This is a genomic window from Enterobacter sp. TMH.L2 (assembly GCF_050847315.1).
Lineage (GTDB): Bacteria > Pseudomonadota > Gammaproteobacteria > Enterobacterales > Enterobacteriaceae > Cedecea.
Genome location: NZ_CP193791.1, coordinates 2,983,951 through 3,007,708, shown reverse-complemented (window position 1 = coordinate 3,007,708; position 23,758 = coordinate 2,983,951). Strand labels below are relative to the sequence as shown.

Here is a 23,758-nt window from a genome sequence, read left to right as displayed (position 1 = left end):
TTGAAAGGTTAATTAGGTGACAGAGCGATGAGAGGAATAATCACAACCTGGTTCGAAGAGAAGGGCTTCGGATTTATCAAAGATGAAAACGGTGAAAACCGTTATTTCCACGTGATTAAAGTCGCCAACCCGGAACTTATCAAAAAGGACGCGTCGGTGACCTTCGAGCCGGGAACCAATAATAAAGGGCTGTCGGCGTTTGCTGTGAAAGTGGAGCCTGAGAGCAAGCATCTGTTTATTGCGGGCGAGCGGCTTAAAATCACCTCGATCAAATCTTTCGTGGTGTACAGCGAAGAAGAGCCCGCGGACGGGAAGATTGATAAAGAAAATGCGGTGCTGTCGGTTGGGTTGCTGATGAACAGCATTCGCCCGAAGGCAGAGAAAAAAGAAGGGGAAATGCGCACGGTGAAAAAACTGGCCGTGACCACCTTCCAGGGCGAAACACATCTGTTCTCAGAGGATGAGATTGATATTGAGGCGACGGTAAAAGTCTTGAAATCGCTGAAATAAGCAAGCAGCTGGTCAAGGAGAGCGTTGACCAGCTGTTTTCATTGGCGAGGAGAATCAGATCGTGATTTTTTTGCCGCCGCGGCTGCCCTGCGCCGTTGCCTGCCCATCGGCACCATAGAAGTCCGGTGCCTGATGCGGTTTTAACACGGCAATAGCCTGCTCATTGCGGCCCATCTGGTCTTCCAGCAACCAACCGTTATGCTGATTAATGTCCCGCAGGTGCAGGGTTTTTTGCGTGATCGTCTGCCAGCGCTGGCTAACGTCCAGGCTGGTGACCGCCCCGGCGTTTTGTTCCGCGCGACGCTGTTGCTCCAGGTAATCCAGCGTAGCCAGCAGCGAGCTTTTATCTTCAGTTATACGTTGCAGCGCATTGCTGTTTATCTGGCCTGCGGAAAGCTGCAGCTGTTCAGCGTCCATCACCTCTTTAAGTGAATTCAGCACTGCGGTCATTTGGTCCAGCACTTCTAACAGACGACTCACCGTTATTTACTCGACAAATAGCTTTGGGCTTCCTGGAGCAGCGCGTCGGCGATCTTGCCGGTATCCATCTTCAGGTCGCCGTTACGAATGGCCGTCTTCAGCGCTTCAACGCGTTCCATGTTGATATCGCCGGTGCCGGGCTGCATCAGTTTGGCCTGCGCATCACTCAGCTTTACGCTGGTGCTGTTGGCGGTAGTGGATTTTTCAAGACGGCTTTTCAGCGTCTGTGGATCGCTGGTTTCACGTGGTTGAACAGTGCTTACCGGTTTCAGTGGCGACGTGCGATCAATGCTCATTGTTCTCTCCTCATCGAGGGGCTCGCGGCGTAAGAGCCAGTCAGTATCATTTGTTGATAGTACTATCGGCAGTCGCCGCGGAATCTTTAAAAAGATTATAGATTAATCAGAATATTCCCATCAGCATCCACCGTCCCGCTCACCACCTGCCCTGAGGACATGCGAACGCGGGCATTTTGCGCGACGGCGGCGTTATTAAGCGCTTTGCCTTCTCCGTTGACGCTAAAGCCTTCGCCGGAGGCAATCACCTGAACCTGCTGACCGGCTTTTACTCGCCAGGCCTGGCGTACCATCGTCTGAATCACCGGCTGCCCGGGGGCAATATCCCGAAGTGAAACGGCGTCCGTCGCCTGGCCGAGATCCAGCATAGTCCGTGGCGGCAGTTGGTCAAGGCGCCCCTGGGTTAACTGCACGCTACTGGCATCGATCCTTGCACCACGGGAGATAGGGCGGCTGGCAACCACATACTGGCCCGTGGCAATCACCTGAACCTGGATAAACCGTTTGTCGCTGCCGCAGCGGGCCATGACGCTAACGTTGCCCCATAGTTTGGCATTGCCGGGCGTTGAGAATTCTGGCTGAGGGCAGGCTGGAAGCTGAGCCTCTGGCGTTTTCACCTTGACGCTGACGTCATCGCTGATCCCCGCCAGTCGCTGTTGAAAATACTCAGTCAGCGGCTGATCGAGTGCGCTCGCCATAGCCAACTGGCCGAACAGCAAACTGGCTATACCGCTCAAGATTTTCAGACTTCTCATCGCGCTTCTCCGTATTCAGATTGCGGTGATTTTAACCGCGAGTCGTTTTGATCAAGGCGATAAATAGCGACGTATTTTGCGTTTATTCCACCCATCGCGTACGCGTAAGGGGATTTAAGCTTTCGGACGATTCCTAATTCTATGGACCATGGAGGAAGCATGCTCGATAAACTGGACGCCGCACTGCGATTTCAGCAAGAAGCGCTTAATTTGCGTGCTCAGCGCCAAGAGATTCTGGCCGCGAATATCGCCAATGCCGACACGCCGGGCTTTCAGGCGCGCGATATCGACTTTGCCAGTGAAATGAAAAAAGTGATGGAGCGCGGACGCGTTGAAGGAGGCGGCATGTCTCTGGCGCTCACTTCGGCACGCCATATCCCGGCAGAAACCCACTCCACTCCGTCGCTCGATCTCCTTTACCGCGTACCTGACCAGCCCGCCATGGACGGTAACACCGTCGATATGGACCGTGAACGTACGCAGTTTGCCGATAACAGCCTGAATTACCAAACAAACCTCACGGTGCTTGGCGGGCAAATCAAAAGCATGATGTCGGTGCTACAGGGATAATCGATGGCCTTACTCAATATTTTCGACATCGCCGGTTCGGCTATGACGGCCCAGTCCAAACGCATGAACGTGGCGGCAAGTAACCTCGCCAACGCCGACAGCGTCACCGGACCAGACGGTCAGCCTTACCGCGCAAAACAGGTCGTTTTCCAGGTGGATGCCGCCCCTGGCGCGGCGACCGGTGGCGTTAAAGTGACCAAAGTGATTGAGAGCGATGCGCCGGACAAGCTGGTTTTCCAGCCGGGTAACCCGCTTGCGGACGCGCGCGGCTACGTGCGTATGCCAAACGTTGATGTGGTCGGGGAGATGGTCAACAGCATGTCCGCTTCCCGTAGCTATCAGGCCAACGTCGAAGTGCTCAACACCGTGAAGGGCATGATGATGAAAACGCTCACTCTCGGTCAGTAACAGGAGCCTATATGTCCATTGCAGTCAAAGTGAACGATCCGACTAACAATGTTGATCCTACGGCTGGTGCATCGAAAAACAGCCTGACCGGCAACAGCGCCGCAGACCTGCAGGGGAGTTTTCTGACCCTGCTGGTGGCGCAGTTAAAAAACCAGGATCCGACCAACCCGATGCAGAACAACGAACTGACCACGCAGCTGGCGCAGATCAGTACCGTTAGCGGCATCGAAAAACTTAACACCACGCTGGGTTCCGTTTCCGGCCAGATCAACCAGAACCAGTCTCTGCAGGCCAGCGCCCTGATTGGCCATGGCGTTATGATCCCGGGCAATAAAATCCTGGCGGGGACCGATTCAAAAACCAACACCATCAGCACCACGCCGTTTGGCGTCGAGCTGCAGCAGGCGGCGGACAAAGTCACGGCCACCATCTCCGATAAAGACGGCAAAGTGGTGCGTACTATCGAGATTGGTGGACTGAGTGCCGGGGTGCATACCTTTACCTGGGACGGCAGCGCCAACGACGGCACCAACGTGCCGGACGGCTCTTATACCGTGGCGATCAATGCCACGAATGGCGGGACACAGCTGGTGGCTCAGCCGCTGGGCTTCGCTATGGTGAGCGGTGTTATCAACGGCAAAGATGGCCTCAAACTGGATCTCGGGACCTACGGTTCTACGACCCTCGATGCAATCAGGCAAATTATTTAAGCCTATAACCTAAGCAGGAGTAAGACATGGCGTTTTCTCAAGCGGTCAGCGGCTTAAATGCTGCGGCCACCAACCTGGACGTGATTGGTAACAACATTGCCAACTCCGCCACCTACGGTTTTAAATCAGGTTCGGTCTCTTTTGCCGATATGTTCGCAGGCTCTAAAGTGGGCCTGGGCGTTAAAGTCGCGGGCGTGACCCAGAACTTTGGCGACGGGACTACCACCGGGACCGGTCGTGGCCTGGACGTCGCTATCAGCCAGAACGGCTTCTTCCGCCTGGTAGACAGCTCCGGCTCGGTGTTCTATAGCCGTAACGGCCAGTTCAAGCTGGATGAAAACCGTAATTTGGTGAACATGCAGGGCCTGCAGCTGACCGGTTACCCGGCAACCGGCACGCCGCCAACCATTCAACAGGGCGCCAACCCGGTAGGCTTGTCGATCCCGAACACGCTGATGCCGGCGAAGACCACCACCACTGCGTCCCAGCAGATCAACCTGAACTCTACCGATAAGATCCCGACCGTAACGCCGTTCGATCCTACCAATGCGAACAGCTACAACAAGAAGGGCACGGTCACCGTTTATGACAGCCAGGGTAACGCCCATGGTATGGATGTTTACTACGTTAAGAGCGCGGATAACGCCTGGCAGGTTTACACCAAAGACTCTTCCGTAGCGGGTTCTACGGCAACGTCCGCCGGGTTTATGCGTTTCGACAACAACGGCAACCTGCAGGGGATTACTGCCAATGCCGCCGATCCGATTCCAAACCCGAACACGCTGCCAACCAGCATCAACGTGACCACCGGCGTCACCAACGGCGCGACACCTGCGACCTTCGCGCTGAGCTTCCAGAACTCCATGCAGCAGAACACCGGGTCTAACAACATCGTGGCGACCAACCAGAACGGCTACAAGCCGGGTGACCTGACGTCTTATCAGATTAACGACGATGGCACCGTGGTCGGGAACTACTCCAACGAGCAGACCCAGCTTCTGGGGCAAATCGTGCTGTCCAACTTTGCGAACCCTGAAGGTTTGCAGTCCCAGGGCGATAACGTCTGGACCGCAAGCAACTCTTCCGGTGTTGCGTTGCTGGGCCTGGCGGGCACCGGTAACTTCGGAACCCTGACCAGCGGCGCGCTGGAGTCTTCGAACGTGGATCTGAGTAAAGAACTGGTCAACATGATCGTCGCGCAGCGTAACTATCAGTCGAACGCGCAGACCATCAAAACCCAGGACCAGATCCTCAACACCCTGGTTAACCTGCGCTAAGCGCCTGAAGGGACGGCTTAATGGATCATGCAATCTACACCGCCATGGGCGCTGCCAGCCAGACGCTGAATCAACAGTCAGTCACGGCGAGCAACATGGCGAACGCTTCCACACCGGGCTTCCGCGCGCAGCTTAATGCTTTGCGTGCTGTCCCGGTGGAAGGGCTTTCTCTGCCAACTCGTACCCTGGTGATTGCCTCAACGCCAGGGGCTGATATGACGCCTGGTCAGCTGGACTACACCTCGCGCCCGATGGACGTTGCTTTGCAGCAGGATGGCTGGCTGGCGGTGCAGACGCAGGACGGCGGAGAAGGCTATACCCGCAACGGTAACATTCAGGTCAGCCCTGCCGGTCAGTTGACCATTGGCGGCCGGCCCGTTATCGGTGAAGGTGGCCCGATTGCGGTGCCGGAAGGTTCGCAGCTTACCATCGCCGCGGACGGAACTATCTCCGCGCTGAACCCGGGCGACCCGCCAAATACCGTGGCGCCGATTGGCCGACTGAAGCTGGTGAAAGCCACGCAGCAGGAGGTGGTGCGCGGGGATGACGGGCTGTTTCGTTTGAACCCCGCCGCCCAGGCGACACGCGGTGCCATCGCGCAGGCCGACCCAACGATTAAGGTGATGTCCGGCGTACTGGAAGGCAGCAACGTCAAACCGGCAGAGGCGATGGCGGATATGATCGCCAACGCCCGTCGTTTTGAGATGCAGATGAAAGTTATCGCCAACGTTGATGAAAACGAACAGCGCGCTAACACGCTGCTGCAAATGACCTAACGCCCGGCTTACTTATTACAGGATTCAAACATGATCAATTCTTTATGGATCGCCAAAACGGGCCTTGATGCACAGCAAACCAATATGGATGTGATTGCCAACAACCTGGCAAACGTCTCCACCAATGGTTTCAAGCGTCAACGCGCCGTGTTTGAAGATTTGCTTTATCAAACCATTCGCCAGCCGGGGGCTCAGTCTTCTGAGCAGACGACGCTGCCGTCCGGTTTACAGATCGGGACCGGCGTTCGTCCGGTGGCCACCGAGCGTCTGCACAGCCAGGGCAACCTGTCTAAAACGGACAACAGCAAAGATGTGGCCATCAAAGGCGAAGGTTTCTTCCAGGTTCTGCTGCCGGACGGTACCGCCGCCTATACGCGCGACGGTTCTTTCCAGGTTGACCAAAATGGACAGCTGGTGACGGCGGGCGGTTTCCAGGTACAGCCTGCGATTACCGTGCCGGCAAACGCGCTGAGCCTGACTATCGGCCGTGACGGTGTGGTGAGCGCAACTCTGCAAGGGCAGACCGCGCCGGTGCAGGTAGGGCAGCTGAACCTGACGACCTTTATGAACGATACCGGCCTGGAAAGTATTGGTGAAAACCTTTACACCGAAACGCAGGCATCCGGTGCGCCAAACGATTCCACACCGGGATTGAACGGCGCAGGTCTGCTCTACCAGGGCTATGTTGAGACCTCAAACGTAAACGTTGCTGAAGAGCTGGTAAACATGATCCAGGTTCAGCGCGCTTACGAAATCAACAGCAAAGCGGTCAGCACCACCGACCAGATGCTGCAAAAACTGACGCAAATGTAAGGCGTTTGCCGACGCGTGAAAGCGCGTCGGCTGCCGTGACCTGAAGATGAAAGCAATGCAAAACCCAATGGTGCTCCGTCCTGTTCTCCTGAGTCTGGTGTTTGCCGTAAGCGGCTGCGCCTTAGTGCCTAGTAAACCGCTGGTTGAAGGGGCCACGACCGCGCAGCCGGTGCCTGGTCCTTCGCCAACGATTAACGGATCAATATTCCAGACCGCACAGCCGATGAACTACGGCTATCAGCCGCTGTTTGAAGACCGTCGTCCACGTAATATCGGCGATACTCTGACCATCCAGCTTCAGGAAAACGTCAGCGCCAGTAAGAGCTCCTCGGCGAACGCCAGCCGCGATGGAAAATCGGCCCTCGGCTTCGACACGGTCCCGACTTTTGCTTCGGGGCTATTGGGAGGAGGAAAAGCTGACCTGAGCGCTTCTGGCAGCAATGGCTTTAACGGTAAAGGCGGCGCCAACGCCAGCAACACCTTCAGCGGCACGCTGACGGTGACGGTCGATCAGGTGCTGGCCAACGGAAACCTGCACGTCGTAGGTGAGAAACAGATTGCCATCAACCAGGGGACGGAGTTTATCCGCTTCTCTGGCGTAGTGAACCCGCGCACCATCAGCGGCAGCAACACCGTTGCGTCGACCCAGGTGGCGGATGCCCGAATTGAGTATGTCGGTAACGGCTACATTAATGAAGCGCAGAATATGGGCTGGCTGCAGCGCTTCTTCCTTAACGTATCGCCGATGTAAGCGAGGGTACCATGGTGAAATATTTATTCGGGTTGGTTGTGCTGCTGACAGCGGCTTATGCATCAGCTGACCGCATTCGCGATCTGACCACCGTGCAGGGCGTGCGTGAAAACTCCCTGATTGGCTATGGCCTGGTGGTTGGGCTGGACGGCACCGGTGACCAGACGACGCAAACGCCGTTTACCACCCAAAGCCTGAACAACATGCTTTCCCAGCTGGGTATTACCGTACCGACCGGCACCAATATGCAGCTGAAAAACGTGGCGGCGGTGATGGTGACGGCAAAATACCCGGCGTTCGCGCGAGCAGGGCAAAACATTGATGTTGTTGTTTCGTCCATGGGTAATGCGAAGAGCCTGCGCGGCGGGACTCTTTTAATGACGCCGCTCAAAGGCGTGGATAATCAGGTTTATGCCCTGGCGCAGGGTAACGTGCTGGTGGGTGGCGCGGGCGCTGCTGCCGGTGGGAGCAGCGTGCAGGTGAACCAGCTTAACGGCGGGCGTATCACCGGCGGCGCGGTCGTAGAGCGTGAGCTGGCCGGGACTTTCGGCAACGGCAACACCCTCAACCTGCAGCTTAACGATGATGACTTCAGCCTGGCCCAGCGGATCACCGACACCATTAACCGCTCCCGCGGCTTCGGCAGCGCAACTGCGCTGGATGGCCGTACGATCCAGATCCGCGTGCCAAGCGGCGGTAGCTCTCAGGTTCGTCTGCTGGCGGATATCCAAAACCTTGAAGTGAGTATGCCGGTGCAGGATGCGCGCGTGGTGATCAACTCTCGCACGGGTTCCGTGGTGATGAACCGCGAAGTGACGCTGGATAACTGCGCCGTTGCGCAGGGGAACCTGTCGGTGACCGTAAATCGTCAGAATCAGGTCAGCCAGCCGAATACGCCATTTGGCGGCGGCCAGACCGTGGTGACGCCGCAAACGCAGATCGACCTACGTCAGAGCGGTGGCTCGGTACAGCGCGTTAATTCCAGCGCCAACCTGAATAATGTCGTCCGTGCGTTAAATGCGCTGGGGGCCACGCCTATCGATCTGATGTCTATCCTGCAATCCATGCAAAGCGCAGGCTGCCTGCGTGCAAAACTGGAAATCATCTAATGCTGACTGACGCCCGTTCACTTGCCAATGCCGCGTTTGACGCCAACTCGCTAAACGATTTAAAGGCGAAGGCCGGACAAGATCCTAAGGGCAACCTGAAAGAGGTGGCTCATCAGGTGGAAGGGATGTTCGTGCAGATGATGCTGAAAAGCATGCGTGAGGCGCTGCCGAAAGACGGTCTGTTCAGCAGCGAGTCCACGCGGATGTACACCAGCATGTATGACCAGCAGATAGCTCAACAGCTGAGTGCGAAAGGGCTGGGGCTGGCGGATGCGATGGTTAAGCAAATGAGTAACGAGCAGGTCGAGCCATCGGAAACGGCAGGTCAGGTACCGATGAAACTCGACCCGCAAACGGTCACCAGCTACCAGAACCAGACGCTAACGCAAATGGTGCGTCAGGCCGTGCCTCGCGCACCTTCTAATGAAGAGCCGATGAGCGGAGACAGCAAAGACTTCCTGGCGCAGCTTTCGCTGCCGGCGCGTCTGGCCAGTGAGGCCAGCGGCATTCCGCACCACCTGATTCTGGCGCAGGCCGCGCTGGAGTCCGGCTGGGGCCAGCGTCAGATTCGCACCGAAAAAGGGGAACCGAGCTTCAACCTGTTCGGCGTTAAGGCAACGCCGGGCTGGAAAGGAGCGACGACGGAAATCACCACCACCGAATTTGAAAACGGTGAGGCGAAGAAGGTGAAAGCGAAGTTCCGCGTTTACAGCTCTTACCTGGAAGCGCTTTCTGACTACGTTGGCTTGCTGACGAAAAACCCGCGCTATGCTGCCGTGACGAATGCGTCTTCAGCAGAGCAGGGTGCTCAGGCGCTGCAAAACGCCGGTTATGCCACGGATCCAAACTACGCACGTAAGTTGACCGGCATGATCCAGCAGCTGAAAGCCATGAGCGACAAGGTTTCCAAAGCCTACAGCACTGATTTGTCGAATTTGTTCTGAAGAGACTCAAGTCCCGTGGCCTGCTGCCGATAATAGGTAGCAGAACCTTTGACCACACGCTATCAAGGAACCTTCATGTCCAATAGCCTGATTAACAGCGCCATGAGTGGCCTGAGTGCTGCCCAAGCGGCATTAAGCACCGTCGGCAATAACATTTCGAACTATAACGTAAGCGGTTATACCCGCCAGACGACGATTCTGTCCCAGTCAAAAAGCACCCTGACCGGCGGCGGCTATATTGGCAATGGCGTGTATGTCAACGGCGTGCAGCGTGAGTACGACTCGTTTATCACTAACCAGCTGCGTGCGGCCCAGACGCAAAGCAGCGGGCTGACAACCCAGTATCAGCAGATGTCAAAAATCGACAACATTCTGTCCGGGACGACCAACTCGCTGTCAAAAACCATGCAGGATTTCTTCTCCGGCCTGCAGACGCTGACCAGTAATGCTCAGGATCCTGCGGCTCGTCAGGCGCTGCTGGGCAAAGCGGATGGTCTGGTAAACCAGTTTAAGGTCACCGACCAGTACCTGCGCGATCAGGACAAGCAGGTTAACCTGTCGATCAGCAGCAGCGTGGACCAAATCAACACCTACGCTAAGCAAATTGCGAATCTGAACGACCAGATCTCACGCCTGAAAGGTGTGGGCGCGGGTTCAGCGCCAAATGACCTGCTGGATCAGCGCGATCAGCTTGTTAGCCAGCTAAACCAAATTGTTGGCGTAGACGTCAGCGTGCAGGATGGTGGTACGTACAACGTATCTATCGGCAATGGTATTAGCCTGGTGCAGGGCGACACGGCTAACCAACTGGCGGCGGTTAACTCCAGCGCCGATCCTTCCCGTACGACAGTCGCTTTTGTCGATCCGATTGCCGGTAAAGTGGAAATTCCAGAAAGCCAGCTGAATACAGGTTCTCTGGGTGGGCTGTTTACCTTCCGTACTCAGGATTTGGACAGCGCTCGTAACCGTCTGGGCCAGATGGCTCAGGCCTTTGCGACGGCCATGAACAGCCAGCACACCCAGGGCTATGATGCCAACGGCGACAAAGGCACCAACCTGTTTACCGTCGGTGGCCCAACAGTCCTGAGCAACAGCCGCAATACCAGCGGCACGCAGCTCACCGCGACCACCACCGACAGCAAGCAGATTCAGGCCAGTGATTATAAGGTTGAGTTTGTGGGCGGAAACTGGAAAGTGACCCGTCTGTCGGACAACGCCAACATTAACCCCGGCGCGACAACGGACGCAAGCGGCAACGTCAGCCTTAACTTTGACGGGCTGAAAGTTGGCGTGAGCGGCACGCCTGCCAACAACGAGAGCTTCACCGTTAAACCGGTATCCGACGCGGTAGTGAACATGAGCCTGGCCGTGAAAGATGAGTCGAAACTGGCGCTGGCAAGCGATCCTACCGCCGGCAAGAGCGATAACCGTAACGCTCAGGCCATGTTGGATCTGCAGAACTCTAAGCAGGTCGAAGGCAACAAGTCGTTCAACGATGCGTATGCCACTCTGGTCAGCGACGTGGGTAACAAAACTGCAAGCCTGAAAGTGACTAGTACGACTCAGGGGAATGTGGTGACGCAGCTCACCAAGCAGCAGCAATCTATCTCGGGGGTTAGCCTCGATGAAGAGTATGGCAACCTGCAGCGTTACCAGCAGTACTATATGGCTAACGCCCAGGTCCTTCAGACTGCATCATCGTTGTTTGATGCGTTGCTGAACATTCGCTAACGGGAGCCAGCGTCATGCGTATCAGTACCCAAATGTTATATGACCAGAACATGCGCGGCATTAGCGACGCGCAGAGTTTATGGCTGAGTTATGGCGAGCAGATGAGCACCGGTAACCGCGTTAACCGGCCATCAGACGATCCTGTTGCAGCGTCTCAGGCGGTGGTGCTTTCCCAGGCTCAGTCGATGAACGACCAGTACAAACTGGCGCGTACCTTTGCGACGCAGAAGGTTTCGCTGGAAGAGAGCGTTTTGCAGCAAACGGTCTCTTCAATTCAAAGTGCTCAGGAGAAAGTTGTTTATGCTGCCAGCAGCGGAACGTTGAGTGATGACGACCGTGCCTCGCTGGCAACCGATCTCGAAGGTATTCGCAACCAAATACTGAACCTGGCGAACAGTACCGACGGGAACGGTCGTTATATTTTTGCCGGTTATAAAACTGAAGCAGCACCGTTCACCGGTGGGGCAGGTAGCATCACCTATCAGGGAGGAACGCTCCCGATTACCCAACAGGTTGATACCTCCCGAACCATGACAATTGGGCATACCGGCAATGATGTTTTCAATCGCATCTCCAGTAACGCCACGCCGGAACCCGATGGCTCGCCGAGCGAGACCAACATCTTTAATATGCTGGACTCTGCTATCGCGGCCTTGAAAACGCCAACGACCGGGTTGGACGACGCAGGTAAGAAAGCCCTTGATGCCGCCGTCGCGAAAACAAACCGTGGGCTGAGCAATGCCCTGAGCAATGTCTCTACCGTGCGCGCTGAGTTGGGTACCCAGCTTAATGAGCTGAGCAAGCTGGATGACCTCGGTAATGAAAGAGCGCTGGCGCAAACTGACCAGATGAGTCAGCTGGTCGGCGCCGACTGGACGGCAACCGTCTCTAACTATGTTCAGCAGCAGGCTGCGCTACAGGCTTCTTATAAAGTCTTCACCGATTTGCAAGGCATGTCACTGTTCCAGCTTAACAGCCGATAGCCTTCAACGTTTTGGGCGCGTGATGAAACTGAACGCGCTTTATATGCCCGCTCCCGCACCCCGGAGCGGGCTTTTTTTTGTGCATTTCACCAGCCGCAAACTTCGTGTTCATCTTCCGTGTCATAAGCGCGGACGGTGTTGACCAGCTCTTTGACCACTTCGGCAGCGACGTCCGGGATCAGCAGCGTCATTGGCGTTTCGGTCTCATAATCGACCGAGACGCCGTTACTGTTGTTGGTGACGCTGACGGTATAAGTTGCTTTGCCCATCATGATTACCTCTGGCTGTTGACCACTTTACCCAGGCCGTTGCCTTCCAGTTTTGCTTCAGGAGAGGCGAAGAAGTCGATATTGAAATAAGTGTCGTCGGTCAGCAACTCAATGCGGTGCCACTTCTGCGGCGGAGAAATGGCAAAGGCGCCTGCCTCAATAACGATTTCCACGTCAGGTGTTGTTGAATCGGCGTCGGGAAAACCAAAATATTTCACTGCGCCCTGCATCACTGAGAGGCGGCCAAAGACGCCCGCTTTGGTGTTGTGGTGGGTAAATAAAGCGGCAGGGGCGGTCTCTTTAGTCCAGAACGGCGTGGCGCGGGTATGTAGATAGTTTTTGGGAATAGTCAGCATAATTAGATTCCTTCTGTCATGACATGGAGCGGAGCACTTCCGGGGCGACAAAAAAGTCGATGTTAAAGACGGCATCGTCGGTGAGCAGCTCGAGGTGATGCCATTTCTCTGGCGGGAATACGCCGAAGTGACCCGCTTCAACAATCAGTTCTGTTTCTGGCTCTGGCGAGGTGGCATCGGCATAGCCCAGGTAGCGAACCTTTCCTTGCATGACGCTCAGGCGAGGGTACACGCCGGGGCGCGTGCCTTTATCGAGATGTCGCTGAAACAGGCCCGCGGGGGCGGAGTTTTTATCCCAGAAGGGAGAAGAGCGGGTGTGAATGCAGTTCTGCGGTACAGGGAGCATGGTGCGTTTCTCCTCAATAAGTTCTGCAAGCATTACATCATACAATTAGCCACAGTGTTTACCATAAAGTGCATTTTAAATGCATCTTAATGGTTGGCGATTGTTTCGCTTATCGATCAGACTGGGGAAATAAAAAAGCCGGTCAGGTGACCGGCTTTTGACTTAGCGCTGAAGATTACTCCACGCTTTGTGGGCGAGTGGCTGGCGCTGTAGCCTGGTGGCTGGCGCTGTGCCCGCCGGCAGAGCCTTTCCCGCTGAAGCCGAAGTCCGGGCGAACCCAGTCGCTTTGGCGAGGCGCCTCAGGCGTGTATTCCGGTGCCGGAGCGCGGGTCATTGGCGCCGTGGCGTGCTTAGCGGCAACAGAAGATTCGGTGTTAACCTCCGGCGTCACAGGTGTTGCTTCAACCACAGGCGCTGCTTCAACAACAGGTTTTACCTCTTCAACTACTGCAACCGGCGCTTCTTCAACCGCTGGAGCCTCTTCAATCGCTGGAGCTTCTTCAATCGCTGGAGCTTCTGCCGCTACCGGCGCTGGTTCGCTGACTTCTGCGATCGCCTGAGCAGTTTCTTCCTCTGCAGGCGAAACCTGTGCCACGATCTCTGCGACAGGCGCTTCATCCACTTCGGCAACCGGCTCCGACTGTTCAGCCACCGGTGCTTCAATCACTTCTGGATGAGCTGTTTCCACCAGGGCAGGTTCAATAACGGTTTCCACCGCTTTCACCGGCTCGATGACCTGGCCGTCTTCAACAGGGGCTTCTACTGCTGCAGCCTCAGCGACGTTGACGTGCTGAACGTCTTCGTGAGCCTGGAACGCCTCTTCCTGAGCAAGCTGATCGTGTGGACGGGCAACAGGGTAGGTGATGAACACTTTCCCGGATGCCAGCTCTGGAGAGGCGCATGCTGCTGCCAGTGGCATCGGGGATACCGCCGGGTAACGCTCATCACGATAGCGACGACGGCGCTGGCCGCTGACACGCAGGTGACGAGGAGAGCGACGTGAACGACGCGGCATACCGGCAGAATCGCGGTTTTCACCGTTTTCATCCTGCTGTTCTGCATTTACCGGCGCTTCTACAACCGCAGGCAGTGCAATCGGTGCCTGCTCGGTGCTGGCCTGCACAACCTGAGTTTCTTCTACTGCAGGAGCATCGGCAGATTCAAAGCGAACTTTCTGGCTCAGCTGGCGCGGTTTACGGCGCTGCATAACCTGAGTGCGTTCTTCCTGCTCGGCATCCTGCTCGACAACATTGTCCTGCTGCAGTGCTTTGACTTCCTGCTGTGCCTGACGTTTTTCATCAGAGCGACGGCGGTTACGCTCGCGACGTGGCTGTTGCTCGTCACGGGACTTCTGCTGTTTTTCAGCATCGTCAACGGCAGCAACAACGTTCTGGCGTGATTCACGAACTTCCGCATTTTGCTGTTGACCGTTACGACGGTTGCGACGATTGTCGTCACGACCTTCACGCGGTTCGCGAGCTTCACGGGCTTCATTGTTGCGGTCATCGCGGTTGTTGCGATTATCACGGTTGTCGCGATCGCGGTTGTTACGGTCCCCACGGTCATTGCGATCGCCACGATCGCGGCGGTTGTTCTGACGGCGGTTATTGTTACGACGATCCTGACGCGGATTTTCAGCGTCGGTCGCTTTCTCTTCCTTCACTTCTTTCACTTCAGCGGCAGAGGTGTCGCCGGCGAAGAGTTTTTTCAGTGCAGAGAAGAAGCGGCTAACCAGGCCCGGCTGTGCAGCGGCATCAGCTTTTGGCTGAGCGGCTGGTTTCGCGGCGACAACAGCAGGTTTCTCCGCCGTGGTTTCCTGTGGCGCAGGTGGCACTTCTGGCATGACAAAGGTGGCCAGTGCAGGCTGCTCAGGGCGCTTACGCTCGGTGTACTCTTCGTCAGACGGCACCGCCATCTCTTCTTCATGCAGCTTAGGCAGCATGTAGCTCAGCGTCTGGGTTTCTTCGCCTTTACGCACGCGGAGTACGGAGTAGTGCGGGGTTTCCATCTGATCGTTTGGCACGATAATCGCGCGCACGCCGCCCTGGCGTTTCTCAATGGCGCTTACTGCATCACGTTTTTCGTTCAGCAGGTAAGAGGCGATTGGCACAGGAACAATGGCGTGAACTTCTTTGGTGTTCTCCTTCAGCGCTTCTTCTTCAATCAGACGCAGAATGGAGAGCGACAGGGATTCGTTATCGCGAATGGTGCCGGTACCGCTACAGCGAGGGCAGACGTGGTGGCTGGACTCGCCAAGAGAAGGGCTCAGACGCTGACGCGACATTTCCAGCAGGCCGAAGCGTGAGATATGGCTGATCTGGATGCGGGCTCTGTCTTGACGCACGGCTTCACGCAGGCGGTTTTCAACCGCGCGCTGGTGGCGAACCGGCGTCATGTCGATGAAGTCGATAACGATCAGGCCGCCGAGATCACGCAGGCGCAGCTGACGGGCAATTTCATCGGCCGCTTCAAGGTTAGTGTTGAAAGCGGTTTCTTCGATATCGCCGCCGCGGGTTGCACGCGCGGAGTTGATGTCGATGGCGGTCAAGGCCTCGGTAGTATCAATAACGATAGAGCCGCCGGACGGCAGACGGACTTCGCGCTGGAAGGCGGACTCAATCTGCGACTCAATCTGGTAGTGGCTGAACAGCGGAATTTCACCGGTGTAGAGCTTAATTTTGCTGCTAAAATCCGGGCGACCCAGAGCAGCGATGTGCTGGCGAGCCAGCTCAAGCACTTTCGGGTTGTCTATCAGGATTTCGCCGATGTCCTGGCGCAGGTAGTCGCGGAAGGCGCGAACAATAACGTTGCTCTCCTGGTGAATCAGGAAAGGAGCAGGGCGGTTTTCAGCGGCTTTCTGAATGGCTTCCCAGTGCTTCAGGCGGAAGCTCAGATCCCACTGCAGCGCTTCTGCAGATTTGCCCACACCCGCGGTACGTACGATAAGACCCATACCGTCCGGCAGTTCAAGGGAAGAAAGCGCTTCTTTTAATTCGGTACGGTCATCACCTTCGATACGACGAGAAATGCCGCCGGCGCGAGGGTTGTTTGGCATCAGAACCAGATAGCTGCCTGCAAGGCTGATAAAGGTGGTTAAGGCTGCGCCTTTGTTACCGCGTTCTTCTTTATCAATCTGGACGATCACTTCCTGGCCTTCGCGCAGAACATCTTTAATGTTTGGGCGACCGTGGGAAGCGTAGTTCGAAGGGAAGTATTCGCGAGCGATCTCTTTCAGAGGGAGGAAACCGTGTCTTTCTGCGCCATAATCAACAAACGCCGCTTCCAGACTTGGTTCAATACGGGTGATTTTGCCTTTATAGATGTTTGCTTTTTTCTGTTCGTGCCCTGGGCTTTCAATATCCAGATCGTACAGACGTTGCCCATCTACAAGGGCGACACGCAACTCTTCTTGCTGAGTTGCGTTAATTAACATTCTTTTCATCGTAACTTACTCATTATTCTTACATTGGCGACAGAGCTGCGGGCATGGTGACGCTAACCGGGAGTGAACCGATGGCCTCGTGACTAAACGCGTGTCGCCAACCTCACGGTTGTCGTTTGCTGAGAGGCGCAAAGTGTCGGTTGCCTGTATTTCATACGGAAATACAGCGCAATTATCGTGGGAATAACCTTAGAATATTTCTTAAGAGTTGATTCCATATTACCGGTCAGGCTGCAACCCGCAGCCCGCTAACTGCCTGAAAGTACAATACGTCTTACGCCATTGCTGCGTGGATGGACGTTCAGGCAAAATGGGTATTCCGCAAACTTTCTTGTTCTAACAAGATTCAACACGGAAAACCGCAACATTATTCCACTGCTAACCTTGTTATAGCAAGATGACTTTTGCTATTAGCGTCCTGTTTCTTACAGTTTTTTAACCGCTATTTTAACCTCGCCACAAAGGGGATGAAAAAAGGCGGTCTGGACGGTTTAAAACAGAACAGATTGTCAGTTAAGCACATAAAAATGAGTGGCGCTATGCGCCAGGGCTATTTAGAATCGCCGACCATGAAAACAGAGACTCCATCAGTAAAAATCGTTGCAATTTCCGCCGATGAGGCCGGGCAGCGTATCGACAACTTTTTGCTCGCCCGCCTGAAAGGCGTGCCAAAAAGCATGATTTATCGCATCGTGCGCAAAGGTGAAGTGCGGGTGAATAAAAAACGCATTAAGCCAGAGTACAAACTTGAAGCAGGTGATGAAGTGCGCATTCCGCCGGTGCGCGTTGCCGAGCGTGAGGAAGAAGCCGTTTCTCCGCATTTGCAAAAAGTCGCTGCGCTGACCGATGTCATTCTTTATGAAGACGACCACATTCTGGTGCTAAACAAGCCTTCCGGTACTGCGGTACATGGCGGTAGCGGCCTGAGCTTCGGGGTGATTGAAGGGCTGCGCGCCCTGCGCCCGGAAGCGCGCTTCCTTGAGCTTGTGCATCGCCTTGACCGCGATACGTCCGGCGTTCTGCTGGTCGCTAAAAAACGCTCTGCGCTGCGCTCGCTTCATGAACAACTGCGCGATAAAGGCATGCAGAAGGATTACCTTGCGCTGGTGCGCGGGCAATGGCAGTCGCACGTAAAAGTCGTACAGGCGCCGCTGTTGAAAAATATCCTGCAAAGCGGGGAGCGCATCGTGAGAGTGAATAGTGAAGGCAAGCCTTCTGAGACTCGCTTCAAGGTGGAAGAGCGCTACGAATTTGCGACGCTGGTTCGCTGCAGTCCGGTTACCGGGCGCACGCACCAAATTCGTGTGCATACTCTCCACGCGGGCCATCCGATCGCCTTTGACGATCGTTACGGTGACCGCGAGTTTGATAAGCAGCTTGCGGGCACCGGGCTCAACCGTCTGTTCCTCCACGCTGCCGCGCTCAAGTTTACCCACCCGAATACCGGGGAGGTGATTCGCATTGAAGCGCCGCTGGACAATCAGTTAAAGCGCTGCCTGCAGGTTTTACGCAACGCTAAATAAAGAAAAATGCTCCGCTTTGACGGAGCATTTTTTATTACGCCAGCAGCGGGTTACACTCTTCGTTGCGCAGCATTTCGCACAGGCTGATGAGCGGCAGCCCGATTAACGTATTGGGATCTTTCCCCTCAAGCCTTTCAAACAGCGTGATGCCCAATCCTTCGCTTTTAAAACTCCCGGCACAGTTGAGTGGCTGCTCTTTTTGCACGTAGCGGCGAATTTCATCCTCCGTCAAATGACGAAAATGAACATCAAAAGGCTCGCACAGCGTTTGTAGCTGCCCGTTGGCAGAATTATACAGAGCCAGCCCGGTATAAAAGGTCACGATAGTGCCCCGGGCCAGCATCAGCTGCTGTACGGCATTCTCTACCGTGTGTGGTTTTCCCGTGATGTGGTTATTCAGAACACAAACCTGATCGGAACCGATAATAAGGTGGTGCGGGAAGCGTTCTTTTAATGCCTGCGCTTTGGCCTGGGCGAGACGGGTCACTAAATGGCGTGCATCTTCTCCCGGGTATGGCGTCTCATCGACCTCTGGTGACGCAGTGATGAAAGACATGCCGAGCTTTTCAAGCAGGCTGCGGCGAAACGGGGAGGTGGAAGCCAGAACAATCGGTTTCATATTTTTTTCATTAAAGATAGCGAATTGGATGAAGGCATTTTAAACTGTGCCACCGCAATGTGTGCGAATATACCCGTCATATTTTAAGCCGCACGGGCGTTACCTGTACTCACTTAGCTGAGCTGGGCGTCTGCCTGCAACTTAAACTATTTAGGGTAGAAATGGCAAAAGGCGCTGTTTCCAGGCCTTTTTCTTTGACTCTATGACGTTACAAAGTTAATATGCGCGCCCTATGCAAAAGGTAAAATTACCCCTGACTCTTGATCCGGTTCGTACGGCTCAAAAACGCCTTGATTACGAAGGAGTGTATGCTTCCGATCAGGTTGAGCGTATCGCCGAGTCTGTAGTCAGTGTGGATACTGATGTAGAATGCTCCATGAGATTCGCTATCGATAACCAGCGCCTTGCGGTCTTGACCGGCGATGCAAAGGTGACGGTAACGCTCGAATGCCAGCGTTGCGGGAAACCGTTTGTGCATCATGTTCACACAACGTATTGTTTCAGTCCGGTCCGCTCTGACGAACAGGCTGAAGCACTCCCGGAAGCGTATGAGCCGATTGAGGTTAACGAATTCGGTGAAATCGATCTGCGGGCGCTGGTGGAAGATGAAGTTATCCTCTCCCTGCCTGTAGTTCCGGTGCATGATTCTGAACACTGTGAAGTGTCCGAGGCGGACATGGTCTTTGGCGAACTGCCTCCAGAGGCGGAAAAACCAAACCCATTTGCCGTATTAGCCAGTTTAAAGCGTAAGTAATTGAGGAGTAAGGTCCATGGCCGTACAACAGAATAAACCAACCCGTTCCAAACGTGGCATGCGTCGTTCCCATGACGCGCTGACCACCGCCACCCTGTCCGTGGACAAAGTTTCTGGCGAAACTCATCTGCGTCACCACATCACTGCCGACGGTTTCTACCGCGGCCGCAAGGTTATCGCTAAGTAATCTGGCGCAACCTTGAGACGTCTAACCCTAGCGTTAGATGCCATGGGTGGGGACTTCGGTCCTTCCGTGACAGTGCCTGCAGCTTTGCAGGCACTGGACTCTAACTCTTCGCTTAATCTTCTTTTAGTCGGCAATCCCGACGCAATCACGCCATTACTTGCCAAAGCTGATTTCGAGCAACGCTCACGTCTGCAGATTATTCCTGCGGAGTCGGTTATTGCCAGTGATGCCAGACCTTCTCAGGCGATCCGTGCCAGCCGGGGATCGTCAATGCGCGTTGCGCTGGAGTTGGTTAAAGAAGGGCGGGCAGAGGCTTGCGTCAGTGCCGGGAATACCGGTGCGCTGATGGGGCTTGCGAAGCTACTGCTCAAGCCGATAGACGGAATAGAGCGCCCTGCGCTGATGACGGTATTACCTCATCAGCAAAAAGGTAAAACGGTGGTGCTTGATCTCGGCGCCAATGTTGACTGCGACAGCACGATGCTGGTGCAGTTTGCCATTATGGGTTCCGTGATGGCCGAAGAAGTATTGGGTATTTCTCGCCCGCGCGTTGCGCTGCTGAATATCGGCGAAGAAGAGACGAAGGGGCTGGACAGTATCCGCGACGCCTCTGCATTATTAAAAACAATGCCTTCATTGCACTATATTGGATACCTTGAGGCCAACGAATTGCTCACCGGCAAGACGGACGTTCTGGTCTGTGACGGTTTTGTCGGCAACGTCACACTCAAGACGATGGAAGGTGTTGTCAGGATGTTCCTTTCACTGCTCAAATCGCAGGGGGAAGGAAAAAAAAGGTCGTGGTGGCTGATAATATTGAAGAAGTGGCTACAAAATCGTCTGATAAGGCGATTCGGTCACCTCAACCCCGACCAGTATAATGGCGCCTGTCTGTTAGGATTGCGCGGCACGGTGATTAAGAGCCACGGTGCGGCCAATCAGCGAGCGTTTGCTGTCGCGATTGAACAGGCAGTGCAGGCGGTGCGGCGGCAAGTTCCCACCAGAATTGCTGCCCGCCTGGAATCTGTATTACCCAAGAGTGACTGAGCGTAAATGCATACGAAGATTATTGGTACCGGCAGCTTCCTGCCTGAACAAGTGCGTACTAACGCTGACCTGGAAAAAATGGTTGATACGACCGACGAGTGGATTGTCACCCGGACTGGTATTCGCGAGCGTCGTATTGCGGGCCCGAATGAAACCGTTTCGACCATGGGTTATGAAGCCGCGCTTCATGCACTGGACATGGCCGGCATTGATAAAAATGACATCGGCCTGATTGTTGTAGCAACAACCTCTTCCACGCACGCTTTCCCAAGCGCCGCCTGTCAGATTCAGGCGATGCTGGGAATTAAAGGCTGTCCGGCGTTTGATGTGGCGGCGGCATGCGCAGGCTTTACCTACGCGTTAAGCATTGCCGATCAGTACGTGAAATCTGGCGCAGTGAAGAATGCGCTGGTTATCGGGGCCGATGTTCTGGCACGTACCTGCGATCCTGAAGATCGCAGTACCATTATTATTTTTGGCGACGGCGCGGGCGCCGTTGTGCTAGGGGCGTCTGAAGAGCCTGGTATCATTTCTACCCATCTGCACGCAGACGGTAGCTATGGCGATCTGCTGACGCTGCCGAACGTCGATCGCGTGAATCCTGAGAATTCAGTTCACCTGACGATGGCCGGGAACGAAGTGTTTAAAGTCGCGGTGACCGAACTGGCTCATATCGTCGACGAAACCCTGGCTGCGAATAACCTTGATCGCACCGCGCTCGACTGGCTGGTACCGCATCAGGCTAACCTGCGCATCATCAGCGCGACCGCGAAGAAGCTCGGTATGCCGATGGATAATGTCGTCGTGACCCTGGATCGCCATGGCAATACCTCTGCTGCATCCGTCCCGGCTGCGCTGGATGAAGCGGTACGCGATGGCCGTATTAAACGCGGTCAGCTGGTGCTGCTGGAAGCGTTCGGGGGCGGTTTCACCTGGGGCTCTGCACTGGTTCGTTTTTGATTAAAGGAATTTTCGACATGACGCAATTTGCTATGGTGTTTCCGGGACAGGGTTCCCAGTCCGTTGGCATGCTGGCCGATCTCGCGGCAAGCTATCCGGTGATTGAAGCCACGTTCCGCGAAGCCTCTGACGCGCTGGGCTATGACCTGTGGACGCTGACGCAGCAAGGGCCAGCGGAAGAGCTGAACAAAACCTGGCAGACTCAGCCGGCCCTGTTGACGGCTTCTGTCGCTTTGTGGCGCGTTTGGCAGCAGCAGGGCGGTAAAGCACCTGCGCTGTTAGCAGGCCACAGCCTGGGCGAGTATTCCGCGCTGGTGTGTGCTGGCGTAATTGATTTCGCCGATGCTGTTCGCCTGGTTGAGCTGCGCGGCAAGCTGATGCAGGACGCCGTTCCGGAAGGGACTGGCGCGATGTCTGCCATTATCGGTCTGGACGATGCTTCTATTGCCAAAGCCTGTGAAGAGTCAGCGCAGGGGCAGGTTGTTTCTCCGGTGAACTTTAACTCTCCGGGCCAGGTTGTGATCGCGGGTAACAAAGAAGCCGTTGAGCGTGCAGGCGCTGCGTGTAAAGCCGCGGGCGCAAAACGTGCTCTGCCATTGCCGGTTAGCGTGCCGTCCCACTGCGCACTAATGAAACCTGCGGCGGATAAGCTGGCGGTAGCGCTGGAAAATATCACCTTTAACGCACCGGTAATTCCGGTTGTGAACAACGTTGACGTGAAGTGTGAAACCGCGGCAGACGCTATCCGTAGCGCGCTGGTACGTCAGCTCTATAGCCCGGTCCAGTGGACTAAATCCGTAGAGTTTATGGCGGCACAGGGCGTTTCCCAACTGCTGGAAGTGGGTCCGGGTAAAGTATTGACCGGGCTGACCAAACGTATTGTTGACACCATGACGGCAACGGCCATTAATGAGCCTGCAACGCTGTCAGCGGCGCTTGAACAATAAAACGAGGAAAACCATGAGTTTTGAAGGAAAAATTGCGCTGGTTACCGGCGCTAGCCGCGGTATCGGCCGCGCCATCGCAGAGACCTTAGTGGCTCGCGGGGCAAAAGTTATCGGGACTGCGACCAGCGAAAGCGGCGCGCAGGCCATCAGCGATTATCTGGGCGAAAACGGCAAAGGCTTCATGCTGAACGTGACCGACCCGGCTTCCATTGAAGCCGTGCTGGACAGCATCCGTAAAGAGTTTGGTGAAGTAGACATTCTGGTGAACAACGCCGGTATCACTCGCGATAACCTGCTGATGCGCATGAAAGAAGACGAGTGGAACGACATTGTCGAAACTAACCTGTCATCTGTTTTCCGTCTGTCAAAAGCGGTAATGCGAGCTATGATGAAAAAGCGTCATGGGCGTATTATCACTATCGGTTCTGTGGTTGGTACCATGGGAAATGCTGGTCAGGCTAACTACGCTGCGGCGAAGGCTGGTTTGATTGGCTTCAGTAAATCGCTGGCGCGCGAAGTCGCGTCTCGCGGTATTACTGTGAACGTTGTTGCTCCGGGCTTTATTGAAACGGACATGACGCGTGCGCTCTCTGATGAACAGCGTGCGGGTATACTGGCGCAGGTTCCTGCGGGTCGCTTAGGCGACGCAAATGAAATCGCCAGTGCAGTAGCATTTTTAGCCTCTGACGAAGCTGGGTACATCTCTGGTGAGACCCTGCACGTCAACGGCGGAATGTATATGGTTTAATCACGGTGAAAAATATTTGCGTTATTTGGGCGAATGCCCGCAAAATAGCGTAAAATCGTGGTTTGACCAGCCGGGATTTGGTTGCATCTTTTTCAACATTTTATACACTACGAAAACCATCGCGAAAGCGAGTTTTGATAGGAAATTTAAGAGTATGAGCACTATCGAAGAACGCGTTAAGAAAATCATTGGCGAACAACTGGGCGTTAAGCAAGAAGAAGTAGTGAACACCGCTTCCTTCGTTGAGGACCTGGGCGCTGATTCTCTTGACACCGTTGAGCTGGTAATGGCTCTGGAAGAAGAGTTTGATACTGAGATTCCGGACGAAGAAGCTGAGAAAATCACCACCGTTCAGGCTGCCATTGATTACATCAACGGCCACCAGGCGTAAGTGAACATCTCCAGGCGGTCATTCGACCGCCTGAGTTTTATCTGAATTGTCCCACT

General features: G+C 55.1%; 28 protein-coding genes. 20 read left to right on the top strand and 8 right to left on the bottom strand.

Translation table 11 applies throughout. The annotated features are described in order from the left end of the window. Positions 1–27: 27 nt before the first annotated feature. Positions 28–510 (top strand): cold shock domain-containing protein, encoded by a 483-nt coding sequence (locus tag ACREYP_RS14525; protein ID WP_008453505.1) that lies wholly within the window; start codon positions 28–30, stop codon positions 508–510. A 54-nt stretch (positions 511–564) separates the two neighbouring features. Here ACREYP_RS14525 and flgN read toward each other — a convergent pair whose 3' ends face one another. From flgN to flgA, 3 genes are all read right to left on the bottom strand, one after another. Then, complete coding sequence (gene flgN / locus ACREYP_RS14520; RefSeq protein WP_336817766.1) at positions 565–990, bottom strand: flagella biosynthesis chaperone FlgN; 426 nt, start codon at positions 988–990, stop codon at positions 565–567. 2 nt (positions 991–992) lie between these two features. Then, entirely contained in the window at positions 993–1,286 is a 294-nt protein-coding gene (gene flgM / locus ACREYP_RS14515) for a flagellar biosynthesis anti-sigma factor FlgM (RefSeq protein WP_045782042.1), read from the bottom strand. 95 nt (positions 1,287–1,381) lie between these two features. Continuing rightward, the gene (gene flgA, locus ACREYP_RS14510; RefSeq protein WP_008453501.1) at positions 1,382–2,041 is read right to left on the bottom strand and encodes a flagellar basal body P-ring formation chaperone FlgA; all 660 of its coding nucleotides are present in this window, start codon (positions 2,039–2,041) and stop codon (positions 1,382–1,384) included. Between the two features lie 159 nt (positions 2,042–2,200). On the opposite strand from flgA, the gene flgB reads away from it, so the two are divergent. The 11 genes from flgB (at position 2,201) to flgL (ending at position 12,113) form a co-directional block, all read left to right on the top strand. Further along, entirely contained in the window at positions 2,201–2,611 is a 411-nt protein-coding gene (gene flgB / locus ACREYP_RS14505; protein ID WP_008453500.1) for a flagellar basal body rod protein FlgB, read from the top strand. A 3-nt stretch (positions 2,612–2,614) separates the two neighbouring features. Then, entirely contained in the window at positions 2,615–3,019 is a 405-nt protein-coding gene (flgC, locus tag ACREYP_RS14500; protein WP_008453499.1) for a flagellar basal body rod protein FlgC, read from the top strand. Between the two features lie 11 nt (positions 3,020–3,030). Next, complete coding sequence (gene flgD, locus ACREYP_RS14495) at positions 3,031–3,729, top strand: flagellar hook assembly protein FlgD (RefSeq protein ID WP_008453498.1); 699 nt, start codon at positions 3,031–3,033, stop codon at positions 3,727–3,729. A gap of 26 nt (positions 3,730–3,755) precedes the next feature. Continuing rightward, positions 3,756–5,006: a flagellar hook protein FlgE gene (flgE, locus tag ACREYP_RS14490; protein ID WP_008453497.1), complete on the top strand. Its 1,251-nt coding sequence runs from the start codon at positions 3,756–3,758 to the stop codon at positions 5,004–5,006. A gap of 20 nt (positions 5,007–5,026) precedes the next feature. Next, positions 5,027–5,782 (top strand): flagellar basal body rod protein FlgF, encoded by a 756-nt coding sequence (locus tag ACREYP_RS14485; protein WP_008453495.1) that lies wholly within the window; start codon positions 5,027–5,029, stop codon positions 5,780–5,782. 30 nt (positions 5,783–5,812) lie between these two features. Then, positions 5,813–6,595: a flagellar basal-body rod protein FlgG gene (flgG, locus tag ACREYP_RS14480; protein WP_039291854.1), complete on the top strand. Its 783-nt coding sequence runs from the start codon at positions 5,813–5,815 to the stop codon at positions 6,593–6,595. A 55-nt stretch (positions 6,596–6,650) separates the two neighbouring features. Continuing rightward, a complete protein-coding gene (locus tag ACREYP_RS14475) occupies positions 6,651–7,346 on the top strand; it encodes a flagellar basal body L-ring protein FlgH (protein ID WP_085938871.1) in 696 nt (231 codons plus the stop codon). An 11-nt stretch (positions 7,347–7,357) separates the two neighbouring features. Further along, positions 7,358–8,455, top strand: a complete 1,098-nt coding sequence (locus tag ACREYP_RS14470; protein WP_008453489.1) for a flagellar basal body P-ring protein FlgI — start codon at positions 7,358–7,360, stop codon at positions 8,453–8,455. Continuing rightward, on the top strand, positions 8,455–9,399 hold the full coding sequence (gene flgJ, locus ACREYP_RS14465) for a flagellar assembly peptidoglycan hydrolase FlgJ (protein ID WP_008453487.1): 945 nt from the start codon (positions 8,455–8,457) through the stop codon (positions 9,397–9,399). Before ACREYP_RS14470 ends, flgJ begins: the two co-directional genes overlap by 1 nt. A gap of 75 nt (positions 9,400–9,474) precedes the next feature. After that, on the top strand, positions 9,475–11,130 hold the full coding sequence (gene flgK, locus ACREYP_RS14460; protein WP_008453485.1) for a flagellar hook-associated protein FlgK: 1,656 nt from the start codon (positions 9,475–9,477) through the stop codon (positions 11,128–11,130). A 14-nt stretch (positions 11,131–11,144) separates the two neighbouring features. Next, a complete protein-coding gene (gene flgL, locus ACREYP_RS14455) occupies positions 11,145–12,113 on the top strand; it encodes a flagellar hook-associated protein FlgL (protein ID WP_166993750.1) in 969 nt (322 codons plus the stop codon). Between the two features lie 86 nt (positions 12,114–12,199). Here the strand turns inward: flgL and ACREYP_RS14450 are convergent, their stop codons facing one another. The 4 genes from ACREYP_RS14450 to rne all read right to left on the bottom strand — a co-directional run bounded on the left by ACREYP_RS14450 (position 12,200) and on the right by rne (position 16,526). Then, positions 12,200–12,382, bottom strand: a complete 183-nt coding sequence (locus ACREYP_RS14450; protein WP_008453480.1) for a DUF1869 domain-containing protein — start codon at positions 12,380–12,382, stop codon at positions 12,200–12,202. Positions 12,383–12,387: 5 nt separating this feature from the next. Then, positions 12,388–12,738, bottom strand: coding sequence for a TehB family protein (locus ACREYP_RS14445; protein WP_008453478.1), 351 nt, complete (start codon positions 12,736–12,738; stop codon positions 12,388–12,390). A 16-nt stretch (positions 12,739–12,754) separates the two neighbouring features. Beyond that, positions 12,755–13,084: a TehB family protein gene (locus ACREYP_RS14440; RefSeq protein ID WP_008453477.1), complete on the bottom strand. Its 330-nt coding sequence runs from the start codon at positions 13,082–13,084 to the stop codon at positions 12,755–12,757. 175 nt (positions 13,085–13,259) lie between these two features. Next, entirely contained in the window at positions 13,260–16,526 is a 3,267-nt protein-coding gene (gene rne / locus ACREYP_RS14435; RefSeq protein WP_336817765.1) for a ribonuclease E, read from the bottom strand. Between the two features lie 569 nt (positions 16,527–17,095). Here rne and rluC point away from each other — a divergent pair. Continuing rightward, complete coding sequence (gene rluC / locus ACREYP_RS14430; RefSeq protein ID WP_008453474.1) at positions 17,096–18,049, top strand: 23S rRNA pseudouridine(955/2504/2580) synthase RluC; 954 nt, start codon at positions 17,096–17,098, stop codon at positions 18,047–18,049. A gap of 34 nt (positions 18,050–18,083) precedes the next feature. Here the strand turns inward: rluC and ACREYP_RS14425 are convergent, their stop codons facing one another. Beyond that, the gene (locus ACREYP_RS14425; RefSeq protein WP_336817764.1) at positions 18,084–18,668 is read right to left on the bottom strand and encodes a Maf family protein; all 585 of its coding nucleotides are present in this window, start codon (positions 18,666–18,668) and stop codon (positions 18,084–18,086) included. A gap of 232 nt (positions 18,669–18,900) precedes the next feature. Here ACREYP_RS14425 and yceD point away from each other — a divergent pair, with 232 nt between their 5' ends. The 7 genes from yceD (at position 18,901) to acpP (ending at position 23,702) form a co-directional block, all read left to right on the top strand. Continuing rightward, positions 18,901–19,422 (top strand): 23S rRNA accumulation protein YceD, encoded by a 522-nt coding sequence (yceD, locus tag ACREYP_RS14420; protein WP_008453471.1) that lies wholly within the window; start codon positions 18,901–18,903, stop codon positions 19,420–19,422. A gap of 16 nt (positions 19,423–19,438) precedes the next feature. Next, positions 19,439–19,609 (top strand): 50S ribosomal protein L32, encoded by a 171-nt coding sequence (rpmF, locus tag ACREYP_RS14415; RefSeq protein WP_008453470.1) that lies wholly within the window; start codon positions 19,439–19,441, stop codon positions 19,607–19,609. A gap of 12 nt (positions 19,610–19,621) precedes the next feature. Continuing rightward, positions 19,622–20,656, top strand: a complete 1,035-nt coding sequence (gene plsX, locus ACREYP_RS14410) for a phosphate acyltransferase PlsX (RefSeq protein WP_008453469.1) — start codon at positions 19,622–19,624, stop codon at positions 20,654–20,656. Positions 20,657–20,662: 6 nt separating this feature from the next. After that, positions 20,663–21,616 carry a beta-ketoacyl-ACP synthase III gene (locus tag ACREYP_RS14405; RefSeq protein WP_039291889.1) on the top strand — a complete coding sequence of 318 codons (954 nt, stop codon included), beginning with the start codon at positions 20,663–20,665 and terminating at the stop codon, positions 21,614–21,616. A 17-nt stretch (positions 21,617–21,633) separates the two neighbouring features. Then, complete coding sequence (gene fabD / locus ACREYP_RS14400) at positions 21,634–22,563, top strand: ACP S-malonyltransferase (RefSeq protein ID WP_166993758.1); 930 nt, start codon at positions 21,634–21,636, stop codon at positions 22,561–22,563. Positions 22,564–22,576: 13 nt separating this feature from the next. Continuing rightward, on the top strand, positions 22,577–23,311 hold the full coding sequence (fabG, locus tag ACREYP_RS14395) for a 3-oxoacyl-ACP reductase FabG (RefSeq protein WP_008453466.1): 735 nt from the start codon (positions 22,577–22,579) through the stop codon (positions 23,309–23,311). 154 nt (positions 23,312–23,465) lie between these two features. After that, positions 23,466–23,702 carry an acyl carrier protein gene (gene acpP, locus ACREYP_RS14390; protein ID WP_004157115.1) on the top strand — a complete coding sequence of 79 codons (237 nt, stop codon included), beginning with the start codon at positions 23,466–23,468 and terminating at the stop codon, positions 23,700–23,702. Positions 23,703–23,758 lie beyond the last annotated feature (56 nt).

What these genes read in the sequence shown, in the direction of transcription:
- ACREYP_RS14525 (WP_008453505.1), top strand. Translation starts at nt 28, where the DNA reads ATGAGAGGAATAATCACAACCTGGTTCGAAGAGAAGGGCTTCGGATTT.
- flgM (WP_045782042.1), bottom strand. Translation starts at nt 1,286, where the DNA reads ATGAGCATTGATCGCACGTCGCCACTGAAACCGGTAAGCACTGTTCAA.
- flgA (WP_008453501.1), bottom strand. Translation starts at nt 2,041, where the DNA reads ATGAGAAGTCTGAAAATCTTGAGCGGTATAGCCAGTTTGCTGTTCGGC.
- flgB (WP_008453500.1), top strand. Translation starts at nt 2,201, where the DNA reads ATGCTCGATAAACTGGACGCCGCACTGCGATTTCAGCAAGAAGCGCTT.
- flgC (WP_008453499.1), top strand. Translation starts at nt 2,615, where the DNA reads ATGGCCTTACTCAATATTTTCGACATCGCCGGTTCGGCTATGACGGCC.
- flgD (WP_008453498.1), top strand. Translation starts at nt 3,031, where the DNA reads ATGTCCATTGCAGTCAAAGTGAACGATCCGACTAACAATGTTGATCCT.
- flgE (WP_008453497.1), top strand. Translation starts at nt 3,756, where the DNA reads ATGGCGTTTTCTCAAGCGGTCAGCGGCTTAAATGCTGCGGCCACCAAC.
- ACREYP_RS14485 (WP_008453495.1), top strand. Translation starts at nt 5,027, where the DNA reads ATGGATCATGCAATCTACACCGCCATGGGCGCTGCCAGCCAGACGCTG.
- flgG (WP_039291854.1), top strand. Translation starts at nt 5,813, where the DNA reads ATGATCAATTCTTTATGGATCGCCAAAACGGGCCTTGATGCACAGCAA.
- ACREYP_RS14475 (WP_085938871.1), top strand. Translation starts at nt 6,651, where the DNA reads ATGCAAAACCCAATGGTGCTCCGTCCTGTTCTCCTGAGTCTGGTGTTT.
- ACREYP_RS14470 (WP_008453489.1), top strand. Translation starts at nt 7,358, where the DNA reads ATGGTGAAATATTTATTCGGGTTGGTTGTGCTGCTGACAGCGGCTTAT.
- flgJ (WP_008453487.1), top strand. Translation starts at nt 8,455, where the DNA reads ATGCTGACTGACGCCCGTTCACTTGCCAATGCCGCGTTTGACGCCAAC.
- flgK (WP_008453485.1), top strand. Translation starts at nt 9,475, where the DNA reads ATGTCCAATAGCCTGATTAACAGCGCCATGAGTGGCCTGAGTGCTGCC.
- flgL (WP_166993750.1), top strand. Translation starts at nt 11,145, where the DNA reads ATGCGTATCAGTACCCAAATGTTATATGACCAGAACATGCGCGGCATT.
- ACREYP_RS14450 (WP_008453480.1), bottom strand. Translation starts at nt 12,382, where the DNA reads ATGGGCAAAGCAACTTATACCGTCAGCGTCACCAACAACAGTAACGGC.
- ACREYP_RS14445 (WP_008453478.1), bottom strand. Translation starts at nt 12,738, where the DNA reads ATGCTGACTATTCCCAAAAACTATCTACATACCCGCGCCACGCCGTTC.
- ACREYP_RS14440 (WP_008453477.1), bottom strand. Translation starts at nt 13,084, where the DNA reads ATGCTCCCTGTACCGCAGAACTGCATTCACACCCGCTCTTCTCCCTTC.
- rne (WP_336817765.1), bottom strand. Translation starts at nt 16,526, where the DNA reads ATGAAAAGAATGTTAATTAACGCAACTCAGCAAGAAGAGTTGCGTGTC.
- rluC (WP_008453474.1), top strand. Translation starts at nt 17,096, where the DNA reads ATGAAAACAGAGACTCCATCAGTAAAAATCGTTGCAATTTCCGCCGAT.
- ACREYP_RS14425 (WP_336817764.1), bottom strand. Translation starts at nt 18,668, where the DNA reads ATGAAACCGATTGTTCTGGCTTCCACCTCCCCGTTTCGCCGCAGCCTG.
- yceD (WP_008453471.1), top strand. Translation starts at nt 18,901, where the DNA reads ATGCAAAAGGTAAAATTACCCCTGACTCTTGATCCGGTTCGTACGGCT.
- rpmF (WP_008453470.1), top strand. Translation starts at nt 19,439, where the DNA reads ATGGCCGTACAACAGAATAAACCAACCCGTTCCAAACGTGGCATGCGT.
- ACREYP_RS14405 (WP_039291889.1), top strand. Translation starts at nt 20,663, where the DNA reads ATGCATACGAAGATTATTGGTACCGGCAGCTTCCTGCCTGAACAAGTG.
- fabD (WP_166993758.1), top strand. Translation starts at nt 21,634, where the DNA reads ATGACGCAATTTGCTATGGTGTTTCCGGGACAGGGTTCCCAGTCCGTT.
- fabG (WP_008453466.1), top strand. Translation starts at nt 22,577, where the DNA reads ATGAGTTTTGAAGGAAAAATTGCGCTGGTTACCGGCGCTAGCCGCGGT.
- acpP (WP_004157115.1), top strand. Translation starts at nt 23,466, where the DNA reads ATGAGCACTATCGAAGAACGCGTTAAGAAAATCATTGGCGAACAACTG.